25 protein-coding genes are annotated in these 25643 nt (G+C 66.3%); 7 read left to right on the forward strand and 18 right to left on the reverse strand.

Going from position 1 to position 25643, the window contains the following annotated elements:
- Nucleotides 1–2: 2 nt before the first annotated feature.
- The 7 genes from purF to ABE473_RS05150 all read right to left on the reverse strand — a co-directional run bounded on the left by purF (nt 3) and on the right by ABE473_RS05150 (nt 8740).
- A complete protein-coding gene (purF, locus tag ABE473_RS05120) occupies nt 3–1469 on the reverse strand; it encodes an amidophosphoribosyltransferase (protein WP_019185825.1) in 1467 nt (488 codons plus the stop codon).
- Nucleotides 1470–1498: 29 nt separating this feature from the next.
- Nucleotides 1499–2278: a CvpA family protein gene (locus tag ABE473_RS05125; protein WP_346488726.1), complete on the reverse strand. Its 780-nt coding sequence runs from the start codon at nt 2276–2278 to the stop codon at nt 1499–1501.
- A gap of 55 nt (nt 2279–2333) precedes the next feature.
- Complete coding sequence (locus ABE473_RS05130; RefSeq protein WP_346488727.1) at nt 2334–3362, reverse strand: SPOR domain-containing protein; 1029 nt, start codon at nt 3360–3362, stop codon at nt 2334–2336.
- 98 nt (nt 3363–3460) lie between these two features.
- The gene (gene folC, locus ABE473_RS05135; protein ID WP_346488728.1) at nt 3461–4732 is read right to left on the reverse strand and encodes a bifunctional tetrahydrofolate synthase/dihydrofolate synthase; all 1272 of its coding nucleotides are present in this window, start codon (nt 4730–4732) and stop codon (nt 3461–3463) included.
- On the reverse strand, nt 4714–5220 hold the full coding sequence (locus tag ABE473_RS05140; protein WP_346488729.1) for a hypothetical protein: 507 nt from the start codon (nt 5218–5220) through the stop codon (nt 4714–4716). Before ABE473_RS05140 ends, folC begins: the two co-directional genes overlap by 19 nt.
- Nucleotides 5221–5325: 105 nt before the next feature.
- Complete coding sequence (locus ABE473_RS05145; protein WP_346488730.1) at nt 5326–5970, reverse strand: histidine phosphatase family protein; 645 nt, start codon at nt 5968–5970, stop codon at nt 5326–5328.
- Nucleotides 5971–6577: 607 nt separating this feature from the next.
- Nucleotides 6578–8740: a S46 family peptidase gene (locus ABE473_RS05150; protein WP_346488731.1), complete on the reverse strand. Its 2163-nt coding sequence runs from the start codon at nt 8738–8740 to the stop codon at nt 6578–6580.
- A 146-nt stretch (nt 8741–8886) separates the two neighbouring features.
- Between ABE473_RS05150 and tdh the strand changes: the two genes are divergently transcribed.
- Nucleotides 8887–9909, forward strand: a complete 1023-nt coding sequence (gene tdh, locus ABE473_RS05155) for an L-threonine 3-dehydrogenase (protein WP_346488766.1) — start codon at nt 8887–8889, stop codon at nt 9907–9909.
- 198 nt (nt 9910–10107) lie between these two features.
- Here tdh and ABE473_RS05160 read toward each other — a convergent pair whose 3' ends face one another.
- Entirely contained in the window at nt 10108–10809 is a 702-nt protein-coding gene (locus ABE473_RS05160) for a TorF family putative porin (protein WP_137190938.1), read from the reverse strand.
- A 197-nt stretch (nt 10810–11006) separates the two neighbouring features.
- Between ABE473_RS05160 and kbl the strand changes: the two genes are divergently transcribed.
- On the forward strand, nt 11007–12218 hold the full coding sequence (gene kbl / locus ABE473_RS05165) for a glycine C-acetyltransferase (protein ID WP_346488732.1): 1212 nt from the start codon (nt 11007–11009) through the stop codon (nt 12216–12218).
- Between the two features lie 59 nt (nt 12219–12277).
- Here the strand turns inward: kbl and ABE473_RS05170 are convergent, their stop codons facing one another.
- From ABE473_RS05170 to ABE473_RS05185, 4 genes are all read right to left on the reverse strand, one after another.
- Entirely contained in the window at nt 12278–12622 is a 345-nt protein-coding gene (locus ABE473_RS05170) for a hypothetical protein (RefSeq protein WP_346488733.1), read from the reverse strand.
- Nucleotides 12623–12713: 91 nt separating this feature from the next.
- Nucleotides 12714–13565 carry a pseudouridine synthase gene (locus tag ABE473_RS05175; protein ID WP_346488734.1) on the reverse strand — a complete coding sequence of 284 codons (852 nt, stop codon included), beginning with the start codon at nt 13563–13565 and terminating at the stop codon, nt 12714–12716.
- Nucleotides 13566–13584: 19 nt separating this feature from the next.
- A complete protein-coding gene (locus ABE473_RS05180) occupies nt 13585–14094 on the reverse strand; it encodes a hypothetical protein (protein WP_179460866.1) in 510 nt (169 codons plus the stop codon).
- 192 nt (nt 14095–14286) lie between these two features.
- Nucleotides 14287–15378 (reverse strand): OmpA family protein, encoded by a 1092-nt coding sequence (locus ABE473_RS05185; RefSeq protein ID WP_179460865.1) that lies wholly within the window; start codon nt 15376–15378, stop codon nt 14287–14289.
- Nucleotides 15379–15752: 374 nt separating this feature from the next.
- Between ABE473_RS05185 and ABE473_RS05190 the strand changes: the two genes are divergently transcribed.
- The 5 genes from ABE473_RS05190 (at nt 15753) to ABE473_RS05210 (ending at nt 21078) form a co-directional block, all read left to right on the forward strand.
- Nucleotides 15753–16778, forward strand: coding sequence for a zinc-binding alcohol dehydrogenase family protein (locus tag ABE473_RS05190; protein WP_346488767.1), 1026 nt, complete (start codon nt 15753–15755; stop codon nt 16776–16778).
- A gap of 97 nt (nt 16779–16875) precedes the next feature.
- Nucleotides 16876–17487 carry a hypothetical protein gene (locus ABE473_RS05195; protein ID WP_346488735.1) on the forward strand — a complete coding sequence of 204 codons (612 nt, stop codon included), beginning with the start codon at nt 16876–16878 and terminating at the stop codon, nt 17485–17487.
- A 105-nt stretch (nt 17488–17592) separates the two neighbouring features.
- Nucleotides 17593–19626 carry an NADPH-dependent 2,4-dienoyl-CoA reductase gene (locus ABE473_RS05200; protein WP_346488736.1) on the forward strand — a complete coding sequence of 678 codons (2034 nt, stop codon included), beginning with the start codon at nt 17593–17595 and terminating at the stop codon, nt 19624–19626.
- Nucleotides 19627–19918: 292 nt separating this feature from the next.
- Nucleotides 19919–20377, forward strand: a complete 459-nt coding sequence (locus tag ABE473_RS05205; protein ID WP_346488737.1) for a cell wall hydrolase — start codon at nt 19919–19921, stop codon at nt 20375–20377.
- 89 nt (nt 20378–20466) lie between these two features.
- The gene (locus ABE473_RS05210) at nt 20467–21078 is read left to right on the forward strand and encodes a glutathione S-transferase N-terminal domain-containing protein (protein ID WP_346488738.1); all 612 of its coding nucleotides are present in this window, start codon (nt 20467–20469) and stop codon (nt 21076–21078) included.
- Between the two features lie 79 nt (nt 21079–21157).
- On the opposite strand, the gene ABE473_RS05215 is transcribed toward ABE473_RS05210, so the two are convergent.
- The 6 genes from ABE473_RS05215 to ABE473_RS05240 form a co-directional block, all read right to left on the reverse strand.
- Nucleotides 21158–22219: a suppressor of fused domain protein gene (locus ABE473_RS05215; protein WP_346488739.1), complete on the reverse strand. Its 1062-nt coding sequence runs from the start codon at nt 22217–22219 to the stop codon at nt 21158–21160.
- Nucleotides 22220–22290: 71 nt separating this feature from the next.
- The gene (locus ABE473_RS05220; protein ID WP_346488740.1) at nt 22291–22785 is read right to left on the reverse strand and encodes a hypothetical protein; all 495 of its coding nucleotides are present in this window, start codon (nt 22783–22785) and stop codon (nt 22291–22293) included.
- A gap of 283 nt (nt 22786–23068) precedes the next feature.
- Nucleotides 23069–23572 carry a hypothetical protein gene (locus ABE473_RS05225; RefSeq protein ID WP_346488741.1) on the reverse strand — a complete coding sequence of 168 codons (504 nt, stop codon included), beginning with the start codon at nt 23570–23572 and terminating at the stop codon, nt 23069–23071.
- Between the two features lie 117 nt (nt 23573–23689).
- Nucleotides 23690–24226 (reverse strand): RHS repeat domain-containing protein, encoded by a 537-nt coding sequence (locus ABE473_RS05230; protein ID WP_346488742.1) that lies wholly within the window; start codon nt 24224–24226, stop codon nt 23690–23692.
- A gap of 222 nt (nt 24227–24448) precedes the next feature.
- Entirely contained in the window at nt 24449–24937 is a 489-nt protein-coding gene (locus ABE473_RS05235) for a hypothetical protein (protein ID WP_346488743.1), read from the reverse strand.
- A gap of 197 nt (nt 24938–25134) precedes the next feature.
- Nucleotides 25135–25641 carry a hypothetical protein gene (locus tag ABE473_RS05240; RefSeq protein ID WP_346488744.1) on the reverse strand — a complete coding sequence of 169 codons (507 nt, stop codon included), beginning with the start codon at nt 25639–25641 and terminating at the stop codon, nt 25135–25137.
- Between the last annotated feature and the right edge of the window lie 2 nt (nt 25642–25643).

The raw sequence follows: 25643 nt of genomic DNA on the forward strand, positions 1-25643 counted from the left end.
CCTCAGGCGCGACGCTTGTGCTTGGCATCGTCCGAACGCAGCTGCTGGATGCGCTCGAAATAGCCCGGCTCGATGCCGGTCGGATAGACGCCGTTGAAGCACGAGGAATCGAACGATTTCAGCTCCGGGTTGCCTTCGCTCACCGCCGCTTCCATGTCCTCGATGTCCTGGTAGATCAGCCAGTCGCAGCCCAGGTGCTTCTCGATTTCCTCGATGCTGCGGTTGTGCGCGACCAGTTCTTCGGCGGCCGGCATGTCGATGCCGTAGATGTTCGGGTAGCGCACCGGCGGCGCCGCGCTGGCCAGGTAGACCTTGCGGGCACCGGCGTCGCGCGCCATCTGCACGATCTGCTGGCTGGTGGTGCCGCGCACGATCGAATCATCGACCAGCAGCACCACGCGGTTGCGGAACTCCAGGTGGATCGGATTGAGCTTGCGGCGCACCGACTTCACCCGCTCACCCTGGCCCGGCATGATGAAGGTGCGGCCGATGTAGCGGTTCTTGATGAAGCCTTCGCGGTACTTCACCCCGAGCGTGTTGGAGATCTCCAGCGCGGCATCGCGCGAGGTATCCGGGATCGGGATGATGGTGTCGATGTCGTGGTCCGGGCGCAGGCGCAGGATCTTCTCGCCGAGCTTGATGCCCATGCGCATGCGCGCCTTGTGCACCGAGACGTTGTCGATCATCGAATCCGGGCGCGCGAAGTACACGTACTCGAAGATGCACGGGCTGTGTTCGACCGGCTCGGCGCAGACTTCGGAGAACAGCTCGCCGCGCGCGGTGATGACCAGCGCTTCGCCCGGGCGCACGTCGCGCACGCGCTGGAAACCGAGCACGTCGAGTGCGGCCGATTCGGAGGCCACGATGTATTCGTCGCCTTCGGCGTGGGCGCGCTTGCCCAGCACCAGCGGACGGATGCCGTGCGGATCGCGGAAGGCGACCAGGCCCAGGCCCAGCACCACGCTGATCACTGCATAGCCGCCCTTGACGCGACGGTGCACGGCGGCCACGGCGCGGATCGCCGCTTCCGGGGTCAGCTGGCGCTGCGCATCCAGTTCGAAGGCGAACACGTTCAGCAGCACTTCGCTGTCCGAATCGGTGTTGACGTTGCGGCGGTCCTGCTCGAACACCTGCTGGCGCAGGGCTTCGGTATTGATCAGGTTGCCGTTGTGGGCGAGCGCGATGCCGTACGGCGAGTTCACGTAGAACGGCTGCGCCTCGTCCATGCCTTCCGAACCGGCGGTGGGATAGCGCACGTGCGCGATACCAACGCGGCCTTCCAGCGTGGACATCCGCTTGGCATCGAACACATCGCGTACCAGGCCATTGGCCTTCTGCACGCGCAGGCGGGTGCCGTCGGCGGTGGCGATGCCGGCCGCGTCCTGGCCACGATGCTGGAGGACGGTCAGGCCGTCATACAACTGCCCGGCGACGTTCTGGTTGCCGACGATTCCGACGATGCCACACATGGTGCGAATCTCCGCTGGGCTGCGCCCATTTACTGTGAAGGTGGCCGTGCCTGGCCGGGGGAACCGCTCCGTGCCGGATCGGTGGGATCCGGGCGCACGAGCGCCGGATCGATGTTGTCGGGGGTACCTGGGCGGGACCCACGCGCCGATACGTCGGCGGGGTCTCCCCCCTGCTCTGGCGTCTCGTCCAGCGGTCGCGGCCATCCGCGCCCGGCCAGCAGGCCGTCAAGCACACCATTATCGCCTGTCAGCAGCGGCTTGCCCAACTCCGAGCCGGGAAGTTGCGCCATGTTCACGTCAGGCAGCGCCATCGGCATGCCCTGCAGGTCGGGCAGCTGCGGCATGTCGGGCATCTGCGGCATCCTGGCCTGCATCCAGCCCACGCCGGGGCTGAGCATCGCGCGCAGGTTGGAATCGTGCCAGGCCGCCTCGCGCGGCAACGGCGTATACGAGGCGATCAGCAGCAGCACGCAACCGATCAGGCCGCCCCGGGCCAGGCCCAGCACGCCGCCCAGCATCCGGTCGGCGCCGTTGAGGCTCGTCGAACGCACGGCCTGCCGGATCACCAGTCCGATGGCCCACACCGCCACCATCACCAGCAGGAACACGCTCAGGTAGCCCGCGAACAGGTGCCCGGTACCGGGCGCGGCCGGCGCCGACCACCAGCCTGCGGCCGCCGTGCCGAACATCAGCGCCGCCCAGCTGCCGAGCAGCCAGGACAGGGTGCTGATGAGGATGCTGACGAAGCCGCGCATCACCCCGAGCAGGGTCGAGATGCCGATCACCGCCAACAGTACGAAATCGATCACGCGCGTCCTCCGGGGAGGAACGTTCGGGCCTCAAGGCACGGGCGCATGGCCGGCATCAGGGATGCGGCCGGACCATGCCGGCGACGCCGACCTTGGCAGCCACCTGGGCCTTGAGGTTCTCCGCATCGCCGCGGTTGGCGACCGGCCCGACGCGGACCCGGTTGAGGGTGCCCTTGTCGGTGCGGACCTGCTCGACGAAGGCGCTGAAGCCGGCGGCACGGACCTTGTCGCGCAGTGCGTTGGCCTCGGCCGCCTGGCCGAAGGCACCCAGCTGCACGGCGAAGCCGACGCTGCTGGCGGCCGGCGCAGCCGGGGCCGCGACCGGTGGCGCGGCAGCGGTTTCGGGCTTGGGTGCCGGGGTCGGCTTTGGCTCGGGCTTCGGCGCGGCCGGCTTCGGTTCCGGCTTAGGGGCAGCCGCGACCGGTTCGGCCGGCAGGGATTCGGTTTTCACGGTGTTGCCGGACGGTGCAGCGGCGGCGCTGGAGGCGGTCGGCGCCGTCGCAGCGGGTGCAGCGGCCGCCGGGGTGGCGGCGACCGCGGTATCGGCGCGCGCATCCAGGGTGATGACCTCGGCCTTGACGTCGTTGCGCACCTTCACCGCCTGCAGGCGGCCGGCTTCGGCCAGCGCGCGGTCGGCATAGGGGCCCACGCGGACACGCCAGGCCTGGCGGCCATTGATCGTGGCCGGCTCGCGGAAGCCCGCCAGCTGGGCGCTCTTCAGCGTGGCGATGACGCGGTCGGCATCGGCTTCGCTGGCGTAGGCGCCAAAGCTCACGGCGTAATTGCCCGCGGCCACGGCCGGCGAGGTATCGGCCGGCGCCGGATCGGCGGCGGCAGCGCTGTCGGCCAGTGGCTGGGTGGTCGATGCCCCGCTCTGCAGGCCGGTGGCGCCACCGGTCGGTGCGACCAGCGGCAGCTCACGGGTTTCGAACTGGCCATCGGATGGCGCGGCCGGTGCGCTGATCGGCACGTTGGCAACGCCACTGTCAGGCGCGGGACCCTTGACGAGCATGGGCAGGAAAATCACGGCCAACGCCACCAGGACGATGGCACCAATCAGTCGCTGTTTCAGAGGAGTATCCACGTGAAGGCAGGCAGGCGGCGCGGCGGAATGCCACGGGGATTATACGGGTGCGCGCGTGTGCGGCGGCTGATGCGGCTGAACGGCGCTGCAAAGACCCCTCAGGCGCCGGGATCCAGAGTCTGCAGTGCCTCGGCAGCGGTATGGAAGGAGCCGAACACCAGCACCCGATCACCGGCCTTGGCCTGCTGCAGGGCGTGCTGCAGGGCGTCAGCGACGGTGGCGTGGAGCGTGGCGCCGGCCGCTGCCGTGCCGTCCAGGCGTGCCTGCAGTTCCCCCGCGCTCTGCGCACGGGCACCGGCCAGCCCGGCCAGATGCCACTGCTGGACCTGGTCGGTCAGGGCATCGACGACGCCGGCGGCGTCCTTGTCCTGCAGCGCGGCGAACACAGCGATCGTGCTGCCGCTGACGCGGGCGGCCTTGAGTGCGCCCGCCAGTTCGCGGGCGGCCTGCGGGTTGTGACCGACATCGACCAGGACCTCGACGCCGTCACGATCGAAGGCCTGCAGGCGGCCGCGGATACGCGCGGCGGCAACGCCTTCGATGAAGGCGGTGCGCGGCAGCGGACGATCGAGCGCGCGCAGGGCGGCGATCGCGGTGGCGGCATTGGCGCGTTGGATCGGGCCACGCAGGCTCGGGTACGGCAGTTCGAGACGGAAGCCGACATCGCGCCAGCGCCAGCGTTCGCCATCGATGTCGTCGGCGAAGAAGTCGCTGCCGCCCCGGATGGCGTTGGCCCCCACCAGATAGGCACGCGCGAGCACACTCGAGGGCGGGTCGATTTCGCCGAGGATGACCGGCTTCCAGCCACGGATGATGCCGGCCTTCTCGGTGCCGATCGCTTCACGGTCCTCGCCCAGCCAGTCGCTGTGGTCGATGTCCACGGTAGTGATCACCGCGACGTCGCTGTCGACGATGTTGACCGCATCCAGGCGACCGCCGAGGCCGACTTCCAGCACGGCCAGGTCGAGCCCGGCCTGCGCGAACAGGTGCAGCGCGGCCAGCGTGCCGTATTCGAAGTAGGTCAACGTGGTGTCGCCACGGGCATCTTCGATGGCATTGAACGCCGCCATCAGTGCCTCATCGCTGGCGTCCTCGCCATCGATGCGCACGCGCTCGTTGTAGCGCAGCAGGTGCGGCGAGGTGTACGCGCCGACCTTCCAGCCGGCGGCACGGGCGATCGCTTCGATGAAGGCGACGGTGGAGCCCTTGCCGTTGGTGCCACCGACCACGATGCTGCGCTCGGCCGGTGCGCCCAGCCCCATCGCCTGCGCCACGGTACGCACCCGGTCCAGCCCCATGTCGATGGTGGCGGGGTGCTGCTGCTCGATGTAGCCGAGCCAATCGGAGAGGGTCAGGGGACGTTGTGGCACGACGGTGGTTCCAGGTGGATCTGCTTGACCGTGGCCCCCAGCCAGGAGCGCTTGCCGGTCAGATGGGCAGTGACGGGTTGATGCGGATAGCGATGATAAAGCCTGCGGCCGATGCAGACACGATCGCGCAGGCCCTGCTTCAGGCTCTCACCGCGGATCGAGGCGCAGCGGCGACCGCCGTGGTCGGTGCGTACCTGGCGCAGTTCGGCATAGGGCTGGCCGGCCACTGCGGTATACAGCCAGGGCAGCGTGCGCGTGGCGGTGCTCCAGTACATCGCGGCAAGCAGGAACGGCGTGGCCAGATACCCGAGCAGCAATCGCCCGGGGGTTGCCCGGAGCGTGCGCTGCACCTCGTCCGTGGTCAGTGCGCGGCGGCACAGCCAGAACGCGCTGCCGGCGCCGAGTACCGCAGACGCCGCCACGCAGGCCGGGGAATACAGGACAGGACGCGGCAGGAACTCGACCCACCACCCCAACAGCGACGCCACGGCCAGCCCACCGGTCGCCCACGGCACCCCGCGATGGGGCGGAACAGGCGGCCCTGCGCGGCTCGCCAGCCAGTGGCCGAGCCGTCTCGTCCAGACGCACACCGCTTACAGCGCGCGGTGCTTGGCTTCGCCGAAGAACGGGGTGTGGTGGGCGCAGTCGTTCAGGCGCACCACTTCGAGTTGGTCGAGGTCGGGGCCTTCGAGCAGGTTGAGGGTGGTCGGTGCCTGGCGGAAGGTCCACAGGCGCGAGATCGGCAGGCCGAGGATGCGGCACAGGATCACGCGGTTGACGGCGTCATGGGCGACGACCAGCAGGGTGTCATGTTCACCCAGGCCTTCGGCGGCACGCGCCAGGCCACGCCAGCTGCGCTCGAGCACCAGGCGCAGCGATTCGCCGCCGGGCATCAGCACGGTGTCCGGCTCTTCGCGCCAGGCACGCAGGCGGGAGGGATCCTTGTCATGGATTTCGCTGGCGAGCAGGCCTTCCCATTCGCCGTGGGCGATTTCCTGCAGGTCCGGTTCGGTCAGCAGCATCGAGGCCCGCTCGGCGCCGAGGGCGAGCTGGGCGGTGAGCTGGGCGCGCACGAGCGGCGAGGCGACGGCGCGGGTGATGTCCACGGACTTCAGCCGTTCGCCCAGCGCGCTGGCCTGGGCTTCGCCGATCGGCGACAACGGGATATCGATCTGGCCTTGGTAGCGGCCTTCGGCATTCCACGGCGTTTCGCCGTGACGGGCAAGCAGGATGCGCATGCGGACAAGGGTTCCTTGGGGGGAGGAGGTTTCGGCGTTTCGTTCACATCCTGTGAAACCACACCGAACGGGGATCATACCCGGTCGCGGCTGTGAAGCTGTGGGGCTGTTTGCTGTTGATTGCTCGCTTGCGGACGGATGGCTCATAGAGCGTGGCGCCTGACTGGCCCGCACTGGCTGAGGCCGGGTAGCCTCTGGCAGGACGCGCCGTGAACCCATCCCTGGGGGCTCGTACGACGGCATCCATGCCGTCGAACGGTCCTGCCAGAGGCTGCCCCGCCTCATCCACCAAGGTTTCCGTCGCTGACGCGGACGCAAAGAGCAACTGCAGTGCCGCTCCGCCTTTCTGTCCGCACACGGGCATCTGTCCAGAGCGCGTCGGGCAGGGCTGGGCGAGACCGTTCGACCGCATGGATGCGGTCGTACGAGCCCCCATGGATGGGTTCACGGCGTGTCTCGCCCAGCCCTGCCCGGCGCGCTCCCTCCGGGAAAGACGAGACGCCGCGCTTGGATTCAGAGACAAGATGCCACGCCTGGATCCCCAGTTCAGCCACAACAAAAAACCCCGCAGATTCCGCTGCGGGGTTCTGGAAACCGACGTGTCGGCTTACTTGGCCAGGTTCAGCTCTTTCAGCAGCTGCGGCGCCGGCGCCACTTCCTGCATGATCCACTGCATGTAACGGCTGTCGACCGCGATCATGCGGGTCATCACCGGATCGAACACCCAGTTCGAGCTCACCGACTCCCAGTTGCCGTCGAAGGCCAGGCCGACCAGCTTGCCGTTGGCATCCAGCACCGGCGAACCGGAGTTGCCGCCGGTGATGTCCAGGTTGGACAGGAAGTTCACCGGCACCGAGCCGATGCGCTTGTCTTCCAGACCGCCGTAACGCTTGGCCTTGACCGCATCCAGCAGCGCCTTCGGCGAATCGAACGGATCTTCGCCGGTTTCCTTCGCAGCCACGCCTTCCAGGGTGGTGAACGGGGTGTAGTTCACGCCGTCCTTGCCGTAGCCCATGACGTTGCCGAAGGTGATGCGCAGCGACAGGTTGGCGTCCGGATAGACGAACTCGCCCTTGCTCTTCTTGTAGTCGGCCACGGCCTGCAGGTACAGCGGACGCGACACCAGCGACTCGCCTTCGCGGGTCTTCTTCTGCTCTTCCTGCTTCAGCAGCGCCGGCATCACCGCCACCGCGTACTGGATCGCCGGATCGGTGCTGGCCTCGAACGCCGCGCGGTCGGCCTTGAACCACGTCAGGCGCTCATCCAGGCTGCCCAGCTTGGTGGCCGAGAGCTTGCCGACCAGACCCTGCACGGCGGCCGCGTCGCTGCCCGCCAGCCACTGGTTGAGCACTTCGTTGCTGCGCTGCGCGGCCGGCAGGGCCACGTACTGGCTCAGCCAGTAGGTCTGCAGCTGCTGGTCCATGCGCGCGACATAGCGGCGGTCCATCTGCTTCAGGCCGCCTTCGATCGACGGCAGGTCGCGTTCCTGGTAACCGGCTTCACGCTCGGCGTCGGGCTTGCTGCGCTCGATCGACAGGCGGTACAGGCTGATCGCCGCCCCCACCGCGGAGGTGCTGTTGAACTGGCTGACGAACAGGTCGCGCTCACGCGTCGCCTTGCTGGTGTCCAGGTGCTGGATCAGCTGCGCATGCGCGGCCAGGGCCGGCTTGCCGGCGGCGCCGCGCTTCTTCAGCCAGGCCAGCACGGCGGCCTCTTCGGCCTGCTTCTGGCCGGCCGCGTCGATGCGCTTGAAACCCTCCAGCTGGCCGGCGTAGTTCTTGGCCACGTTGTTCATGCTGGCCGCGGTGGCGGCGTACTTCACCTTGACGTCCGGATCGGCCTTGCCGGCCTCGTCGATCATCTTCAGCACGGCGTTGTAGTGGCGCGCGATGGTCGGGTAGGTCCAGCTGGCGGTTTCATTGAACTCACCGGCCAGGGCGTAGCGGTTGGTGCGGCCCGGGTAGCCGGCCACCATTACGAAGTCGTCGGCGCCCAGCGGCTGGTCAGCGAATTTCAGGAAGTGCTTGGGCTGGTACGGCACGTTGTCGGCGGAGAAGGCGGCCGGCTTGCCGTCCTTGCCCACGTAGGCGCGGTAGAACGAGAAGTCGCCGGTGTGGCGCGGCCACATCCAGTTGTCGATGTCGCCACCGAACTTGCCGACGCTGCCCGGGGGCGCGTAGACCAGGCGCACGTCCTTGATTTCCATGTTGCGGAACAGGCGGTAGGTGTTGCCGCCGGAGAAGCTGTACAGGCGGCAGCGGAAGCCGGCATCGGCTTCACAGGCGGCGGTCTGGGCCTTGTCGAAGGCCTCCAGCGCGCGGGTGCGGGCCAGCGGGTTCTTGCCGGCGGCAGCGATCGCGGCCTTGGCCTGGTCGGTCACGTCGGTGATCTGGTCCAGCACGAACACGCGGGCGTTCGGGCCGGCGCTCAGCTCGTCCTTCAGGTTCGGCGCGTTGAAGCCGTCCTTGATCAGGTTCTTCTCGGCCGTCGAGTTCAGCTGGATCGCACCGTAGGCACAGTGGTGGTTGGTGACCACCAGGCCCTGCGGGGAGACGAAGCTGGCGGTGCAGCCGCCCAGCGCCACGACCGCGCCCATCGGGTCGCCGGTCAGGTTGGAGATCTGCTCCGGGGACAGCTTCAGGCCGGCCTGCTTGAGCGGACCGGCGATTTCCGGCAGCTGCTGCGGCACCCACATGCCTTCTGCGGCATGGGCGACCTGGACCAGCCCAAGGCTGGCGACGACGGAGAAAGCAAGCAGGTTCGAGCGCATAGAGCAGCCCCTGGTGAAAGAACCGCCGATTCTAGCCCAGCCGCCGCGCCGCCAAACCACCCGCGCTGCAACATGGGAAAACCGCCGGCGGCTCTATAATCCGCGTTTTCCCCCAGACGAGTTCCACCCCGATGGCGCAGCAAACAATGAAGGCCCTGGTCAAACGCGAAGCCGCCAAAGGCATCTGGCTGGAAGAGGTTCCGGTCCCCACCCCCGGCCCCAACGAGGTCCTGATCAAGCTGGAAAAGACCGCCATCTGCGGTACCGACCTGCACATCTACCTGTGGGACGAGTGGAGCCAGCGCACGATCAAGCCGGGCCTGACCATCGGCCACGAGTTCGTCGGCCGCATCGCCGGGATCGGCCCGGGCGTGACCGGCTATGAAGTCGGGCAGCGCGTCTCGGCCGAAGGCCATATCGTCTGCGGCCATTGCCGCAACTGCCGTGGCGGCCGCCCGCACCTGTGCCCGAACACCGTCGGCATCGGCGTCAACGTCAACGGCGCCTTCGCCGAGTACATGGTGATGCCGGCCAGCAACCTGTGGCCGATCCCCGACCAGATCCCGTCCGAGCTGGCCGCCTTCTTCGATCCGTACGGCAACGCCGCGCACTGCGCGCTCGAGTTCAACGTGATCGGCGAAGACGTGCTGATCACCGGCGCCGGCCCGATCGGCATCATTGCCGCGGGCATCTGCAAGCACATTGGTGCGCGCAACGTGGTGGTCACCGACGTCAACGATTTCCGCCTGAAGCTGGCCGCCGACATGGGCGCCACGCGCGTGGTCAACGTGGCCAACACCTCGCTCAAGGACGTGATGAAGGACCTGCACATGGAGGGCTTCGACGTGGGCCTGGAAATGAGCGGCAACCCGCGCGCGTTCAACGACATGCTCGACTGCATGTACCACGGCGGCAAGATCGCCATGCTCGGCATCATGCCCAAGGGCGCCGGCTGCGACTGGGACAAGATCATCTTCAAGGGCCTGACCGTGCAGGGCATCTACGGCCGCAAGATGTACGAGACCTGGTACAAGATGACCCAGCTGGTGCTGTCCGGTTTCCCGCTCGGCAAGGTGCTGACCCACCAGCTGCCGATCGACGATTTCCAGAAGGGCTTCGACCTGATGGAACAGGGCAAGGCCGGCAAGGTGGTGCTCAGCTGGAATTGATCACCTGCGCCTTCGGCACAGATGATCAATTGTCCATTCCACCTTATCCCCGCGCCGTTGGCGCGCCCCCTTGAACAACAAGGGGGCTGTTCTCCAGCAAGGGTTCCGGTGTGAGGCCAACATTGAAAAGGCGCCCATCCGGGCGCCTTTTCTGGTTCGCGAGGTGGCCGGTGGTGTTGGGCGCCGGCCAGTGGCCGACTACTTGCCAACAGCCACGGTGAACACCACGCGGTTGTCCGCCAACTTGCCGTTGTTGTCGCGACCGGCGCCATCGGTGCCGTGGTACCCCAGGCCCAGGTTGAACAGGCCGAACTGGCGGCTCACGCCGACGTTGAAGTCGGTGTAGTCCTTGCCGAAATCGGTCTCGAGCGAGGTGCGGCCCACGTTCGCGCTCAGGGTGAAATCATTGGGCAGGCCCCACTCGCCACCCACTGCGTAATACCAGCTCTTGGTATCGGACCCGGACAGGTCGTCGGTGTAGGCCACCGTCAGCTTGTACTGCTCGGCGAAGGTGGTGGTGGTGATCAGCTCGTTGTAGTTCAGCTCGCTGGCGCCCGGATAGGTGTAGCGGTTGAGCAGCACGTCGAAATTGACGCCGTCGGTGACATCCACCCCGTAGCCGATCAGGTAGTCGATCTCGGTGCTTGGGTCGCCCGGCCCGAAGTCCACGCCCGAGCCCCACACGCCCGCATACAGGCCTACCGGCGAGGTATAGGTGAAGCCGGCCTGCAGGGTCGGATCCTCATCGGTCTGGGACACACCACGGAACACGTAATCCGACACCGCGGTGACGTTCCAGCTGAACGGCGATTCGGCCTCGTCCTGGGCGCTGGCGGCGAACGGGGCAAGCAGGGCGGCGCAGAGCACAGCGGCGGCGGTACAGCGCGTGGCGTGGTTCATGCGGGGTCTCTCCAGACGTGGGTGGGGGTGGGCGGAACGGCGTGGTTTACAGTTTTTTAACCTGATTGATATTGCGATGCAACAATCACGTCTGCAACCGTCTCCCGCCCTGCCCCGCCCATCCACCGCCCGCGGCAACCCCGCCGTCGCCCCCGACAGGTAAAATCCCGGGTTTCCCGTGCCGAAGACTGCCTGCCATGACCGACGCCACCACCGCCTCGTTGACCCAGCACTACGTTGAAGAACTGGAGGCGATCCGCGCCCAGAGCCTGTTCAAGTCCGAACGCATCATCACCAGCCCGCAGTCGGCCGAGATCACCCTGGACGACGGCCGCACGGTGCTGAACTTCTGCGCCAACAACTATCTGGGCCTGGCCGACCATCCGGACCTGATCCAGGCCGCGAAGGACGCCCTGGATACCCACGGCTTCGGCATGGCCTCGGTGCGCTTCATCTGCGGCACCCAGGACCTGCACAAGCAGCTGGAAAAGCAGATCGCCGACTTCTTCGGCAAGCAGGACACCATCCTGTACGCGGCCTGCTTCGACGCCAACGGCGGCCTGTTCGAGCCGCTGCTGGGCGAGCACGACGCGATCATCTCCGATGCGCTCAACCATGCCTCGATCATCGATGGCGTGCGCCTGTGCAAGGCCAAGCGCTTCCGCTACGCCAACTGCGACATGGCCGATCTGGAAGCCCAGCTGCAGGCCGCCGATGCCGCCGGCTGCAGGACCAAGCTGATCACCACCGACGGCGTGTTCTCGATGGACGGCTTCATCGCCCCGCTGGACGAGATCACCGCGCTGGCGAAGAAGTACAACGCCCTGGTGCACATCGATGAGTGCCATGCCACCGGCTTCCTTGGCGCGACCGGCCGCGGCTCGGCCGAGGTCAAGGGCGTGCTGGAGAAGATCGACATCATCACCGGCACCCTGGGCAAGGCCATGGGCGGCGCGCTCGGCGGCTTCACCTGCGCCAGCGCCGAAGTGATCGAACTGCTGCGCCAGCGCTCGCGCCCGTACCTGTTCTCCAACTCGCTGCCGCCGCACGTGGTCGCCGCCGGCATCAAGGCCTTCGAGATGCTGGCCGCCGCCGATGACCTGCGCGACACCCTGGCGCAGAACACCGCCTACTTCCGCGAGAAGATGACCGCCGCCGGTTTCGACGTGAAGCCGGGCGTGCACCCGATCAGCCCGGTGATGCTGTACGACGCGCCGCTGGCGCAGAAGTTCGCCGAACGCCTGCTCGAAGAAGGCATCTACGCGATCGGCTTCTTCTTCCCGGTGGTGCCCAAGGGCCAGGCCCGCATCCGCACCCAGATCAGCGCCGCGCACACGCGTGCGCACCTGGACCGTGCGATCGATGCCTTCACCCGGATCGGCCTGGAGCTGGGCGTCATCAAGGGATGAGCGGACGACGGCGCCTGGCGCGCCGTCCCCCCGAAACGCCGGGCCATGCCCGGCGTTTTTTATTTCTTCTTTTTCTTCTTGTCCTTGGCCGATTCCTTGCTGGCCACCACCACCGGCGCGGTGACCGGACCATCCTGGCCGTTGCCCTTGGCCACGCGGATGCCGTTGGCCTTCATCCAGGCGTCGAACTCGTCGGCGCTCATGCGCTTGTCGCCATCGCTCATCATGAAGCGGTAGCTGCCGCGGCCGTCCAGTTCGGGAATCTTGATCTCCACCACCTTGTCGGTCACCGGCGGATCCTGCTTGGCGATCTGTTTGTGGCCGCCACAGGCGGTCAGCAGCGCGGCCGGCAACAACAGGCCGGCGCCGCGGAACAGGGAACGGGTGAGGCTACGGATGTGCATGGTCTTACTCCCGGTGTTGAACGGAACATCCCTTCGAAGGCCATCCATTGCCCGGGTCGATTGGCCTGCCACATGCCGGCAGGCCACGAGGTCACGGTGTGGCCGCGGCGCTGTCGGCCACGGCGTACAGCAGATCCAGATCGTGCTGGCTGAGCTCGCGCCAGGCGCCCTTGCCCAGCTCGCCCAGCGGCAGCTGGCCGATCGCCACGCGCACCAGGCGCAGCACGTTGATGTCGAACGCGGCCAGCAGGCGGCGGATATGCCGGTTGCGGCCTTCCTCCAGCACCACTTCCAGCCAGGCGGTCTTGTCGCCGCTGCGCAGCAGCGTGGCGCGGTGCGCGCGCAGCAGCTCGCCCTCGTCCTCGATGCCCGCGCACAACGCCTGCAGCTGCGCGGCATCGGGGATGGCGTCAATCTGGACGTGATAGGTCTTGTCCGGGCCGGTGGCCGGATCGGTCAGGCGCGCGGCCCACTGCGGATCGTTGCTGAAGAGCAGCAGCCCTTCGCTGGCCTTGTCCAGGCGCCCGACCGGCGCGATCCACGGCAGGCCGGCAGCATCGAAGCAGCGGTACACGGTGTCGCGGCCGCGCTCATCCTGCGCGGTGGTGACCAGGCCGCGCGGCTTGTTGAGCATCAGGTGCACGCGCTTGGGCGCATCCAGCGGCTGACCATCGACGCGCACGTGATGGCGACCGTCGATGATCGGAAATTCGGGATTGTTGATGACACGACCGTCGACCGTGACCCGGCCGTCGGCGATCCAGCGCGCGGCTTCGGTGCGCGAGCACAGCCCGGCCTTGGAGAGCACACGCGCCAGGCCATGGCGCGGTGTGGTTGGAGTCGCCTTGGCGGCGGTGCTGCGGGTACCTGTTGCGGGGCTCGCACGCCGCTCGGGGCGGCGTGGTCGGGACGCGGTCGCGGCGGGTGGCCGGCGTGTCGTCATCGTGCTCCGCCCGGGCGGCTTACTTCTTGTCCGCCGGCTTGGTCTCAGCCGGTGCTTCGGCGGCAGCGGCCGGCACGGCAGCCGGTGCCGGGCGTGCCTTGACCACGCGCACGCCACGCGCCTTCATCCACGCGTCGAATTCTTCAGCGGTCATGCGCTTGCCGTTCTGGCTCATGTCGAAGCGCCACGGCGTGTTGTCGAACTCGGTCTGCGGCTTGTAGGCCGCCGGATCGTTCGGATTGATCACCGGTGCGCTCGGAATTGCCTTGGCGATGTTCTGGCAGCCGTCGATGCGCAGGCGCTGCAGCACGCGATCCAGCGACTGTTCCCGGTCGAAGCTGGAGGTCAGCACGCCGGCGGGCATGCCCAGCTGGACGTTGCGGATGTACAGCTCTTCGGCAACCGGTGCGATCGCGGTGGCCGGCAGCGGCAGCGGCGATGCGCTGGCAGGTGCCGAACAGTCCACGGCAGCGTGGGCGGCGGGAACCAGGGCCAGGCCAAGCGCGGCGGCCAGTGCAAAACGCTGCATGGGATGCATCCAGGAAGGGGTCGACGCGGCGAGTTTAACAGCGCCACAACGTCTTTCAAGCGCCACCTTCAATGAATACGGCAACTTGTTGGATTTATTGTCGATTTCCGGGATCCAACCGCCCCGGACACACAAAAAAACAGGGCCCGGCAATGCCGGGCCCTGCTTGGTGAGACTGTACCGCCAGAAGGATTAGTTCTGGACGTTCAGCTCGGTACGACGGTTCTTGGCGCGGCCTTCCGGGTTATCCGAACCATCCGGGTTGGTGTTCGGCGCAATCGGGCGGCTCTCGCCGTAACCGATCGGACCGACCAGACGCGAAGCGTCAACGCCGTTCTGGGTCAGGTAGTTGTACACCGAGGTGGCACGACGCTCGGACAGCTTCTGGTTGTAAGCGTCGGAACCCTTGGAATCGGTGTGACCGGCGACTTCAACGCGCAGATCCGGGTAACGCTTCAGGATTTCCGAAGCTTCGCTCAGGATCGCAACCGCGTCCGGACGCAGGTTCGACTTATCGAAGTCGAAGTTCACGCCCTTCAGATCGATCGACACCGGGACCGGGCAACCGTCCGGACCGATGGTCTGACCCGGCTGCGAGTTCGGGCACTTGTCGTCGCAGTTGTTGACGCCGTCACCGTCGTCATCCAGATCGGCGCAGCTCGGCGCAACCGGAGCCGGAGCCGGCACGGCAGCGACCGGGGCCGGGCCCAGCGGGATCACGACACCGACCGAAGCCAGCACGTCGCCGAACCAGTCTTCGCTCGGAGCAGCAACGCTCTGGTCGTCGAAGTCAGCGCGGTAGGCCACTTCGGCACGCACGGCGACGCGCTTTTCGAAGGTGGTCTGCAGACCGACGCCGAGCTTGGCGGCGAAGTTGCCGTCCTTGCGCTCACGCGGACCGTTGGTGTCCAGCGCTGCGTACTCTTCTTCCGACTTCTGGTAACCCAGGCCGAACAGCAGGTACGGGTTCCAGCCGCGGCCTTCCTGGATGAAGTGGCGACGCAGATCGACGGACGCGCCGTACTGGCTCCAGTTCAGATCCTGGTTGGCATCGAAGTTCGGGTTCTGGTAGTTCAGCTCGCCGTCCAGCGACCAGTTGGGGCTGATGAACTTACCGAGGCCCAGGGTAACGAACGGAGCGTCGTTGGTCAGACGGTCGCTATCCTGGAAGTTGAAGCCGGCCGAACCGGTCAGGTACCAGCGGTCGTCAAAATCCTGCGCCGATGCAGCCTGGGCGAAAGCCAGACCGCCCAGCAGCGCGGCAGTAAGGATCTTCTTGTTCATTGAGTACAGCTCCTATTTCGGGGGTATGAAACCGGTAGAGGCATGGGCCAGCACTACTGCGTCGTTTTCAGACTGCCGATTCAGCACGCCACCGCCGCGAACATTATGCTCAGGCGAGTGAAGGTGATGTTAACAGTCCCGTAACATGTGAAGACGACCGCCAGACCTCTACCGGGTCCAGCTGGTGGCACCCTATACAGGTTTATGAAATTCCGCAAGACCCAGCAATGACAAGGGTTTTGCGAAATTCAGGCGGTGTCGCGACACATTTTTCACGTGAGGGTTCAAATCACCGGTGCGCCTTGATTCAGCGCAGAAACAGCGACGGCGTGATCCGTATGATGAAGATCATTCCCCCCGATGACGGAGCCGACATGAAAGCCGTGGGATTGACCCAGTATCTTCCGATTGAAGACCCCGCCGCGCTGCAGGACCTCAGCATCGCCCCGCCTGGCAGTCCGCAGGGACGTGACCTGCTGGTGCGGGTACACGCTGTTTCGGTCAATCCCGTGGACACCAAACAGCGCGCGCCGCGCGCGCAGCAGGAGGATCCGCCGCGCGTGCTGGGCTATGACGCGGCCGGCGTCGTTGAAGCCGTCGGTCCTGACGTCACCGCCTTCGCTGCGGGCGACGAGGTGTATTACGCCGGCGACGTCACCCGCTCCGGTTGCAATGCGCAGTATCACTGGGTGGACGAGCGCCTGGTTGGACGCAAACCCACCACGCTGGATTTCGCCGAGGCCGCGGCGTTGCCGTTGACCACGTTGACCGCATGGGAACTGCTGTTCCAGCGCATGCCGCTGCACTTTGAAGACAGCCGCCATCGTGGCCAGCACCTGCTGATCATCGGCGGCGCCGGCGGTGTCGGTTCGATCGCCATCCAGCTGGCACGGCATGCCGGCTTCACCGTGATCGCCACCGCCTCGCGCGAGGAAACCCGCGCGTGGTGCCTGCAGATGGGCGCCGACCACGTGATCGATCATCGCCAGCCACTGGCTGCCCAGTTGCAGGCACTGGGCATCGCGCAGGTGCAGGTCGCGCTCAACCTTGCCGATACCGATCACTACTGGGAGACCCTGGGCGAGCTGCTGGCACCGCAGGGACATGTCGGCCTGATCGTCGAGCCACGCGGGCCGCTGCGCATCGGCGACCCCTACAAAGCCAAGTGCATCGGCATCCATTGGGAATTCATGTTCGCGCGCGCGCGCTTCCAGACCGGGGACATGATCGAGCAGCACCGCATCCTCAGCCGTGCGGCCAGCCTGATCGACGCCGGCGAGCTGCGCACGACCGCGCACACGCACCTGGGCACGATCAACGCCGCAAACCTGCGCGAAGCGCATCGCCAGCTGGAAGGTGGCGGCGTGATCGGCAAGCTGGTGCTGTCCGGCTGGGCGTAGACGCGCGGCAACGTGTCAGCGCGCATTCGCCTGCATCTGTATCTGTCGGCGGCGCCCGGTGCCGCCTACAGTCAGTGGCCCTTCCGGTGAATCCGCCATGCCCACGTCCCTGCCCCTGCGCCTGCTGCAACTCCTGCTCGGTCTGTTCCTGTACGGCTTCGGCGCAGCGGTGATGATCCGCGCGGCGATCGGGGTGGCGCCTTGGGATGTGCTTTCCCAGGGCATCGCGCTGCAGACGCCGCTGTCCTTCGGCGTGGCCACCAATGTGATCGGCGCGCTGGTGCTGCTGCTGTGGTGGCCGATCCGGCAGAAGCCCGGCCTGGGCACGGTACTCAACGTAATGCTGATCGGCCCCAGCGCGCAGTTCGGGCTGTGGCTGCTGCCGGAGGTGCATGGCCTGGCCTGGCAGATCCCGATATTCGTCTGCGGCCTGCTGCTGGTCGCGCTCGCCACCGGCCTGTACATCGGCGCGCGCTTCGGCCCCGGCCCCCGCGACGGCCTGATGACCGGCCTGCATGCCCGCACCGGCTGGCCGATCTGGATCGTGCGCAGCGCGATCGAAGGCACCGTGCTGCTGATCGGCTGGTGGCTGGGCGGCAACGTCGGCGTGGGCACCCTCGCCTTCGCCCTGCTGATCGGCCCGCTGTGCGGGGTCACCCTGCCGCTGTTCGGCATCCGCAAGCCCGCCCCGGCCGCCGTCGCGCCGTAACAGCGCCGGTGCCGGACCGGCGATCGGCACCGGCCGGGGCGCCTGCGCTTGCTCTTCAGAGGCATTCGCGGCACCCTGCGGGCCTCCGTACGCAAGCGTATCCACATGTCGCCAGCCGCCGAATCCACCGCTTATCCGCATCTGTTCGCCCCGCTCGATCTGGGCTTCACGCAGCTGCGCAACCGGGTCCTGATGGGGTCCATGCACACCGGCCTGGAAGACCGCGCGCGCGATTTCCCGCGGCTGGCGGCGTATTTCGCCGAGCGGGCCGCCGGCGGCGTCGGCCTGATCGTCACCGGCGGCTTCGCGCCCAACGTGGTCGGCTGGCTCAAGCCGTTCGGCGGCAAGCTGTCCTGGCCCTGGGAGGTGCGACCGCATCGCCAGGTCACCCGGGCCGTGCACGACAACGGCAGCAAGATCTGCCTGCAGCTGCTGCATGCCGGCCGCTACGCCTACCACCCCCTCTCCGTGGCACCTTCCAAGCTGAAGGCGCCGATCAACCCGTTCACCCCGCGGGCGCTGTCCGCGCGCGGCGTGGACCGCCACATCGCCGATTACGCACGCAGCGCGCGGCTGGCCCGCGAAGCCGGCTACGACGGCGTCGAGGTGATGGGCTCGGAAGGCTATCTGATCAATGAGTTCATCGCGCCGCGCACCAACCAGCGCACCGACCGCTGGGGCGGCGACGCGGCACAGCGCATGCGCTTCGCGGTGGAGATCGTGCGCCGCATCCGCGAGGCCTGTGGGCCGGACTTCATCATCATCTACCGGCTTTCGCTGGTGGACCTCGTACCCGACGGCAGCAACTGGGCCGAGATCGTGCAGCAGGCGCAGGCCATCGAAGCGGCGGGCGCGACCCTGATCAACTCCGGCATCGGCTGGCACGAGGCGCGCATCCCGACCATCGCCACCTCGGTCCCGCGCGGCGCCTTTGCCGGGGTCACCGCCAAGCTCAAGCCGCATGTCCGCGTGCCGGTGATCGCGACCAACCGCATCAACATGCCCGACGTTGCCGAGCGCATCCTCGCCGCGGGCGGTGCCGACATGGTCTCGCTGGCGCGACCGCTGCTGGCCGACCCGCAGTGGGCCAACAAGTCGCGCGCCGGCCGCCCCGAGGCGATCAACACCTGCATCGCGTGCAACCAGGCCTGCCTGGACCACGTGTTCGAGAACAAGACGGCCAGCTGCCTGGTCAACCCGCGCGCGGTGCACGAGACCGAGCTGGTCTACCGCCCGACCGCTGCCCCGCGCCGCATCGCCGTGGTCGGCGCCGGTCCGGCCGGGCTGGCCTGCGCGACCGTGGCTGCCGAGCGTGGCCACGCGGTGACGCTGTTCGATGCCGGCAGCGAGATCGGCGGGCAGTTCAACGTCGCCAAGCGCATCCCGGGCAAGGAAGAATTCCACGAGACGCTGCGCTATTTCCGCCACAAGCTGGGCGAGACCGGCGTCGAGGTGAGGCTGGATACGGTGGCCGACGTGGCCGCGTTGGCCGGTTTCGACGAGGTAGTCATCGCCACCGGCATCACCCCGCGCCGGGTCGATTTCCCCGGGGCCGACCATCCCAAGGTGGTCACCTACCTGGATGTGCTGCTCGGCAGGGTCCAGGTGGGCGAGCAGGTCGCGATCATCGGCGCCGGCGGCATCGGCTTCGATGTCGGCGAGTTCCTGGTCCACGAGGGGCCCTCCTCCGCGCTGGACCCGGCGCGCTGGATGGCCGAGTGGGGCGTGGACCCGACGTTCGAGGGCCGCGGCGCGCTCGCCAAACCGGCACCTGAAGCCCCCGCGCGCAAGGTCTGGCTGCTGCAGCGCAGCCCGGGCAAACCCGGCGCCCGCCTGGGCAAGACCACCGGCTGGATCCACCGCGCCACGCTCAAGGCCAAGGGCGTGAGCATGCTCGGTGGCGTTGAGTACCTGGGCGTGGACGACGCCGGCCTGCGCATCCGCGTGGACGGCGAGGAACAGCTGCTGCCGGTGAGCCATGTGGTGGTCTGCGCGGGGCAGGAACCACGCCGTGATCTGCACGCCGCGCTGCAGGCAGCCGGCATCCAGGCACAGCTGATCGGCGGTGCGGATGTCGCCGCCGAACTCGACGCCAAGCGCGCGATCGATCAGGGCAGCCGGGTCGCCGCTGCCCTCTGATCCGGGTCCAAACGGACCTGAATACGGGGCTGAACCGCCGATTCAGCCCTACATCCGAACCTGAATGTCAAGCTTTCGGGTTCAGGATGTATTGGGAAATCCCCCCCTATCGTGCGCCAACTTTCCCGCTCACCACCCAGTTCGAGTGAGCGCGCGGACCCCACGTCTTCTTTCGGGTCCGCCCCCGGGCGGCCCCGATGGCCGCCTCCCCATGACGCCAAGTCGTACCCACGCCCCGTCCGCACGATCGGATGGAACAGCCAGGTGCGGCCCACACGGAGCAAGGAGATTTATGAAACTGGCCTGGATTCTCTGGCTGTCACAGTTGTTGCCGCAGCCTGCCGCCGATTCGTTGTGCCTGAGCACGACCGTCTACCTCGAAGCGCGTGACCAGACCCTGCGCGGCCAGCAAGCCGTCGCGGAAGTGGCCCTGCGCCGCCTGGACAGCGGCCTCTGGGGCGACTCGATGTGCAAGGTGGTGACCGCCCGCAAGCAGTTCGCCCCGACCATCGTCGCGCCCGGCACCCAGCTCGGCAACGCCGATGCCTGGCAGGAAGCGATGACCGTCGCCTTCGACGCCGAACGCAACTGGGCCCTGCCGGCCGGTGAGCGCAAGGAGATCGTGCCCGGCGCCAGCCACTTCGCGGCCCTGGCGATCGCCAACCCGAGCTGGCGCAATGCCTACCAGGTGGCCACGATCGGCGATCACACCTTCTACCGCGTGCAGAAACTCAAGCCACGCGCGTCGTAACGATCTGTTACGGCCATACCGTTGAGGATGCGGGGCCGGCTCTGGAATAGTGGGCGGCTCACCTTCCACCCATCCGCAACGGAGTTCCCATGAAGCTGTACAGCAAGCCCGGAGCCTGCTCCACCGCCGATCACATCGCCCTGCAGTGGACCGGCCAGCCGTTCGAGGTGGAACTGCTCGACAAGGACACCCTGAAGGCGCCGCCGTTCCTGGCCCTCAATCCGGCCGGCTCGGTGCCGGTGGTGGTCGATGGCGATTTCGTACTGACCCAGAACGCGGCCATCCTGGGCTACATCGCCGATACCTACCCGCAGGCCGGCCTGACCGGTGACGGCAGCCCCAAGCAACGCGCCGAAGCCACCCGTTGGCTGTCCTTCGTCAACTCCGACCTGCACCCGGCGTTCAAGCCGCTGTTCGGACCGGGCACCTTCATCGAAGACGACAGCCAGTACGACGCGCTCCGCGCCACCGCCCGCAAGCGCCTGCGCGGCTTGTTCGAACGCGCCGACAAGCAGTTGGCCGACCGCCCGTGGCTGGCCGGCTTCCGCAGCTTCGCCGATCCGTACTTCTACATCACCCTGCGCTGGGCCGCGGGCGCGAAGATCGACCTGAGCGGCCTGGACAACCTCGCCGCCTTCAAGCAGCGCATGGAAGCCGATACCGGCGTGCAGGCGGCACTGAAGGCGGAAGGCCTCCTGTAGAGCCACCCCATGGGTGGCTGCAGGCGGTCCGGCCGGAACGCGCGGTCCCGTCGAAAAAGGAGCCACGCATGGCGTGGCTCTACCCGATCGTACGCACGACATTGCCCTCGGCATCGCGCAGTTCGCTCGGCTCCACCACCACCTGCAGCGCCGGCCAGCCCGGGATCGCATAGGTCCCGCGGCGTGGCATGACCGTGGCGACCAGCGCCTGTACCGTGGCCGGTGCCAGCTGGCAGTCCAGCGCGTCGTCGTCGACCACCAGCGCATTGACCGCGGCCGGCGACAGCGTGATCTGACTATCGTTGCTGACCAGCGTCAACGGCTGCCCGAACAGCAACCGCGCCGGCAGCAGCGCGAGCAGCGATTCCACCTGGCGCGCGCCCAGCGTCATGGTCAACTGCTGGTCGGCACCCTCGCCCTGCACCGACCCGCCCAGCTTTTCCAGGAACAGATAGGCCGTCTGCGAGCCTTCGCGTGCCGCGCCCTCTGCCACCGCGGCAGCGAGGACGGCGTCGTCCAGCAGCGAGCCACGCGCGATGTCGGTGATCCACAGCGGCATCTTCGGCAGCAGCGCCTCGAGTACGCCGGTGGTCGACCAGCGCTTCACCGCATCCATCTCGTCATCGGTCAGCCCGATCACCTGCAGGAACTCCAGCGACCCGTTGGGCGTCTCGCGCGGCGGCAGCTGCGGGTCGCGCATGAAGGCGATGTGCCGCAGCAGCGTATCGGTGTCGGCGGCGATCGGCCCGCCTGCGTTGAGGTAGTGGCCCTGCTGGAACACCTTGCCGTTGGCGAACACGTAGCGCGCCAGGTTCTGCAGGAAGTTCATCGCCCACGCCGGCGGCTCGCTGCCCGCCGCCGCGGCAACCCGGAAGCTCAGCTCGAAGCCGTAGCCACTGGTGGCCGGATCATCGCTCTCCTTTTCATACAGCTCGGAGAAGCCGTAGCTGACGAAGTGCCAGTGCGGCAGCGGCGCATCGTTCCAGTACGCGCTGATGCCGTCCAGTGGATCCTCGCCACCGAGCAGCGAGCGCAGCACCGGGCCGTAATGCTGCGGCGCCTGCGTGGGATACACCGCCTTCAACGCGGCATCGATGGCATCCCACCCGGGTGCGCCGTCGTCCTCGATCTCATCCACCATCGCCGCTCTCCTGCAACAGAACAGCGCGCATTCTAAACAGCGCGCTGGCTGACTGCCGTGCAGACGTCTGCTCAGGCGATCACGGGATCGGCCTGCAGCAGCGCGCGCGTCTCTTCCAGCCAGCGATTCGCCAGCGCCGGGCTTTTCGCCTTGCTGATCGCGGCGGCCATGTCCGGCCACAGTTTCTCCAGGCTGCCGGCATCGGTGCAACGCTCGACTTTCAACTGCATGAAATAGCCCTTCAGACCGAGGTGCCTGCGCACCGATTCGCTCATCCAGTCGTACAGACGCTTGTAGAGCTCCGGGTCCTGCTCGCGCCCGGCGGTCAGCGCCGCGGCGACGACCGGTGCGGCACTGCCGCCGACGACCTCGATCAGGCCCATCGCCGAGAGCTGCGCCAGCGCATCGTCCGGCGCACGCAGGCCCGGCAGCAGCGCGGTCAACGCGGTGTCATCGCGCTGACCATCGACCATCAGCAGAATGGACCGCAACGCCGGCGGCAGGCGCCGTGCACGATCCTCGATTTCCTGACGGCCAGCGGCCGTCTTGGCATGGATGTACGCCATGTGCTCCCCCTTTCACGTGGTGCCGTGCTGCGCCGCTTCGACCCACGGCCGATACGCGTACGCCCCCTTGTGATTACTCGACGGACATCCCGGGAGCCGCCCTGGCCGTATCCCCCGGCGCCGGCCCTTCCCCCCCTCTGCGGGTAATCACGTCGGGAGCTTACTCCAGGGCGGCGGTTCCCGCAGGCGTAGACGCCGATCGGTGGCTGCCATGGACGTCCGCCTGCCTCCTCAGACTAAAAACTCAAGAACAAGGCGACATCACTCTGGAGCAGCAACACCATTATTTCCCAAGGTCCTCCATGTCAAGAATCACGTCTCCGAACGTGCGCTTTGCTGGTGGACCAAGAGATCGCAGGGGCCGAACTACCAGCGGCGCGTGCACCTCACCCAAAAGAAGATCCTCCGTTGTTCCATCAGTTTGCCTAGCCATGAACTTTCCCACCAGCGAGACCCAGGAATAGGCATGCTGATTGAATATCCTCTCTTGAGCTTCAATGGGACCTCGCAACTTGACAGCCACCTCTTCCTGGACCCCCGCCTCGAACAACTCCTTCGACGAATAAAGAACGAACGTCTCTCGCTCTACCGTCAGATACCCCTCTAATCGAACCGCCCTTCCTTCGTAAGACGAAGGACTTGCCGCAAGTGATCGAAAACTCGCGCGACATGGCGTTTCGACTGTACTACCGCAATCCTGGTTTTCCCCGATGGGGGCGGCTCGCTGTTGACATCCCAGCAGTACGACTGCAAACAGCATGAGTCCCAAGCCCACGAACTTTTCCATGAACATCGATTCCTCCAAGCTACGGGATCCCTGCAAAAGTACTCCCTTAGTCATCTGCGCGAGAAGATGAGGATGCAGCGATATCGGAAATATGGAATGCGCCACCGTCACGATGCACTATCTCCGCACTGATCTCCCAGCCATGGTCTGCAGAGTATTTCTGACACACCTTACTGGTATACCCCACTCCGGCCTTTGCGGCCCCCATGCCAGCGCCGTACAGCGTATACGCAGTCCGCAGCACCTGTGCCTCCTTCTCATTGGCTCTCGCCACCAGACAGCCAACTGGATCCACTGCGCGCGCTCGCCAGTCCCCTGATCCCATAAATACGCCAGTGCACCACCCTGGCTGTACAGGTAGTGCCGATTCTTGCCGCTGCCCGCATCGATCACCGAACTGCGGCGGCCGTGGCCGTCGTACCGGTAGCGCTGCAGCGTAGTTGCCACACGCAGCCGGTTGCCGAAGTCGAACTGGCAGCCCTGCCCGTTCTTGAGCGACAGGTTGCCCCGCACGTCGTAGCCCAGGCCGATGATGGCCGCACCGCCCGCGTTGCGCACGACGATGAGGCGGTCGCTGCCGTCGTAGTCATAGCGGCGCTGACCTTTGCCCGGCTGGGTCCAAGTGCGCAGGTTGTCCAGCGCGTCATGCGACACCGCCCTCCTCTTCGCCAAGCTTCGGTGGAAACTGGATTCTGATCCACCGGACGTAGGCACGAATCCCGACCATCGTCTCTAGTCGGATGACGATGCTTGCCACGCGCACGGATGTAGACCGGATCAAGGTAACCCGAGAAACCGCACGCCCTTCGGATTCTCTTGAGAGCAGATAGCGATCAAATCGCGACGGCGTCTCTTCCGAGCCCAGCGGCAGGCCGGTCAGTCGGAGGCCACTTCAATCAGTAGCCAGTCCAACTGGTCCAATGCGATCACATACTCGCCATCCTGTCTCTCAAGAAGCGCGTGATCGAACGGTGGCCCCTCTTTGTACCAAGCTCCCCACATGGATACGAACCTGTCCAAGGCGTAGCCCTGTCCATCTCCTGGGTAAGGTAACAACCTACCTGACAAGCAGTCGACGACGTTGTCCCCCACCGGTTGGCATCTTATTTGATGCGTAGCCTTATCGCCCGGAAAAGAGAATCGGCTGCTTCCGCCATGCAGATCGGCGCCATTCCCATAGACAACAAGTCTGACCGGCTGTCCCGAAAACGGGATGGTCCCCTCGACAATCGCTTCCCAGGATGCCTGCGCCCAATCATCCAGAAGGCTGGGCTGGTTTGCTCCCACCTGAAGGCTGCTCACATCTGTCCAACCAGCGTTGAGCAGCTTAAGGAAAGCTCTTACCGGGACTTCTATTCCCTTCATTTTATCCCAGCATCCTTTAGGGCTTGTTCCTCTTGGTCATGCTTGTAGCCGCCAGCGCAGCGGTCAATCAGGATACGGTACAGAATAGAGTGGGGCAGAAGGCGGCGACAATCAGAGTCGGAACCCCGCAGACTGGGCTGCCCTGCCAATGATGCGATAGGCGCCAGCCGAATCGAGCTGCGGGATCACTGTCGCCGCTAGCTAGCGATCGTGAGTACATACTCCCCCCCGCCAGTTGCCACACAGGCAACAGACGCTGGAAACGGGAGTGGATGAGGTTTTCGAACATCCACCTTAACTTCCCACACCGAGCTATCCTGCTCTAAATCTTCTTGTGAGAGTTGCAATTCAACAACTGATTTTCCGATAGAGATCAATAACGCCCCCCCAGCACCCAAATAGACGCCTTCAACATCCATCCCAATGAAAGAATATATATCCGCCAGAAACTTCGACCTACCATAAAAGAAGTCTTGCTCCGATATGCCAGTCAAACTATCGCCTGCGCGAACCTTAGCGGCACACGAAAAGACTACATCCACATACACTGAAGATTCCAGAGAATTCACACGCCTTATAAACCTAAGCGCCACTTCAATACTACTTACCCAGAACGAATCAAACTGCGCTTCTGCCAACATCTTCTTTAGCGCATCACTTGCCGAATCCGGATCCGCCCAAGCCACCTCAGTCAATCCACCCATTA

The sequence above is a fragment of the Stenotrophomonas sp. TWI700 genome (assembly GCF_039673645.1).
In the GTDB taxonomy this organism is placed as follows: Bacteria; Pseudomonadota; Gammaproteobacteria; order Xanthomonadales; family Xanthomonadaceae; genus Stenotrophomonas; species Stenotrophomonas maltophilia_AA.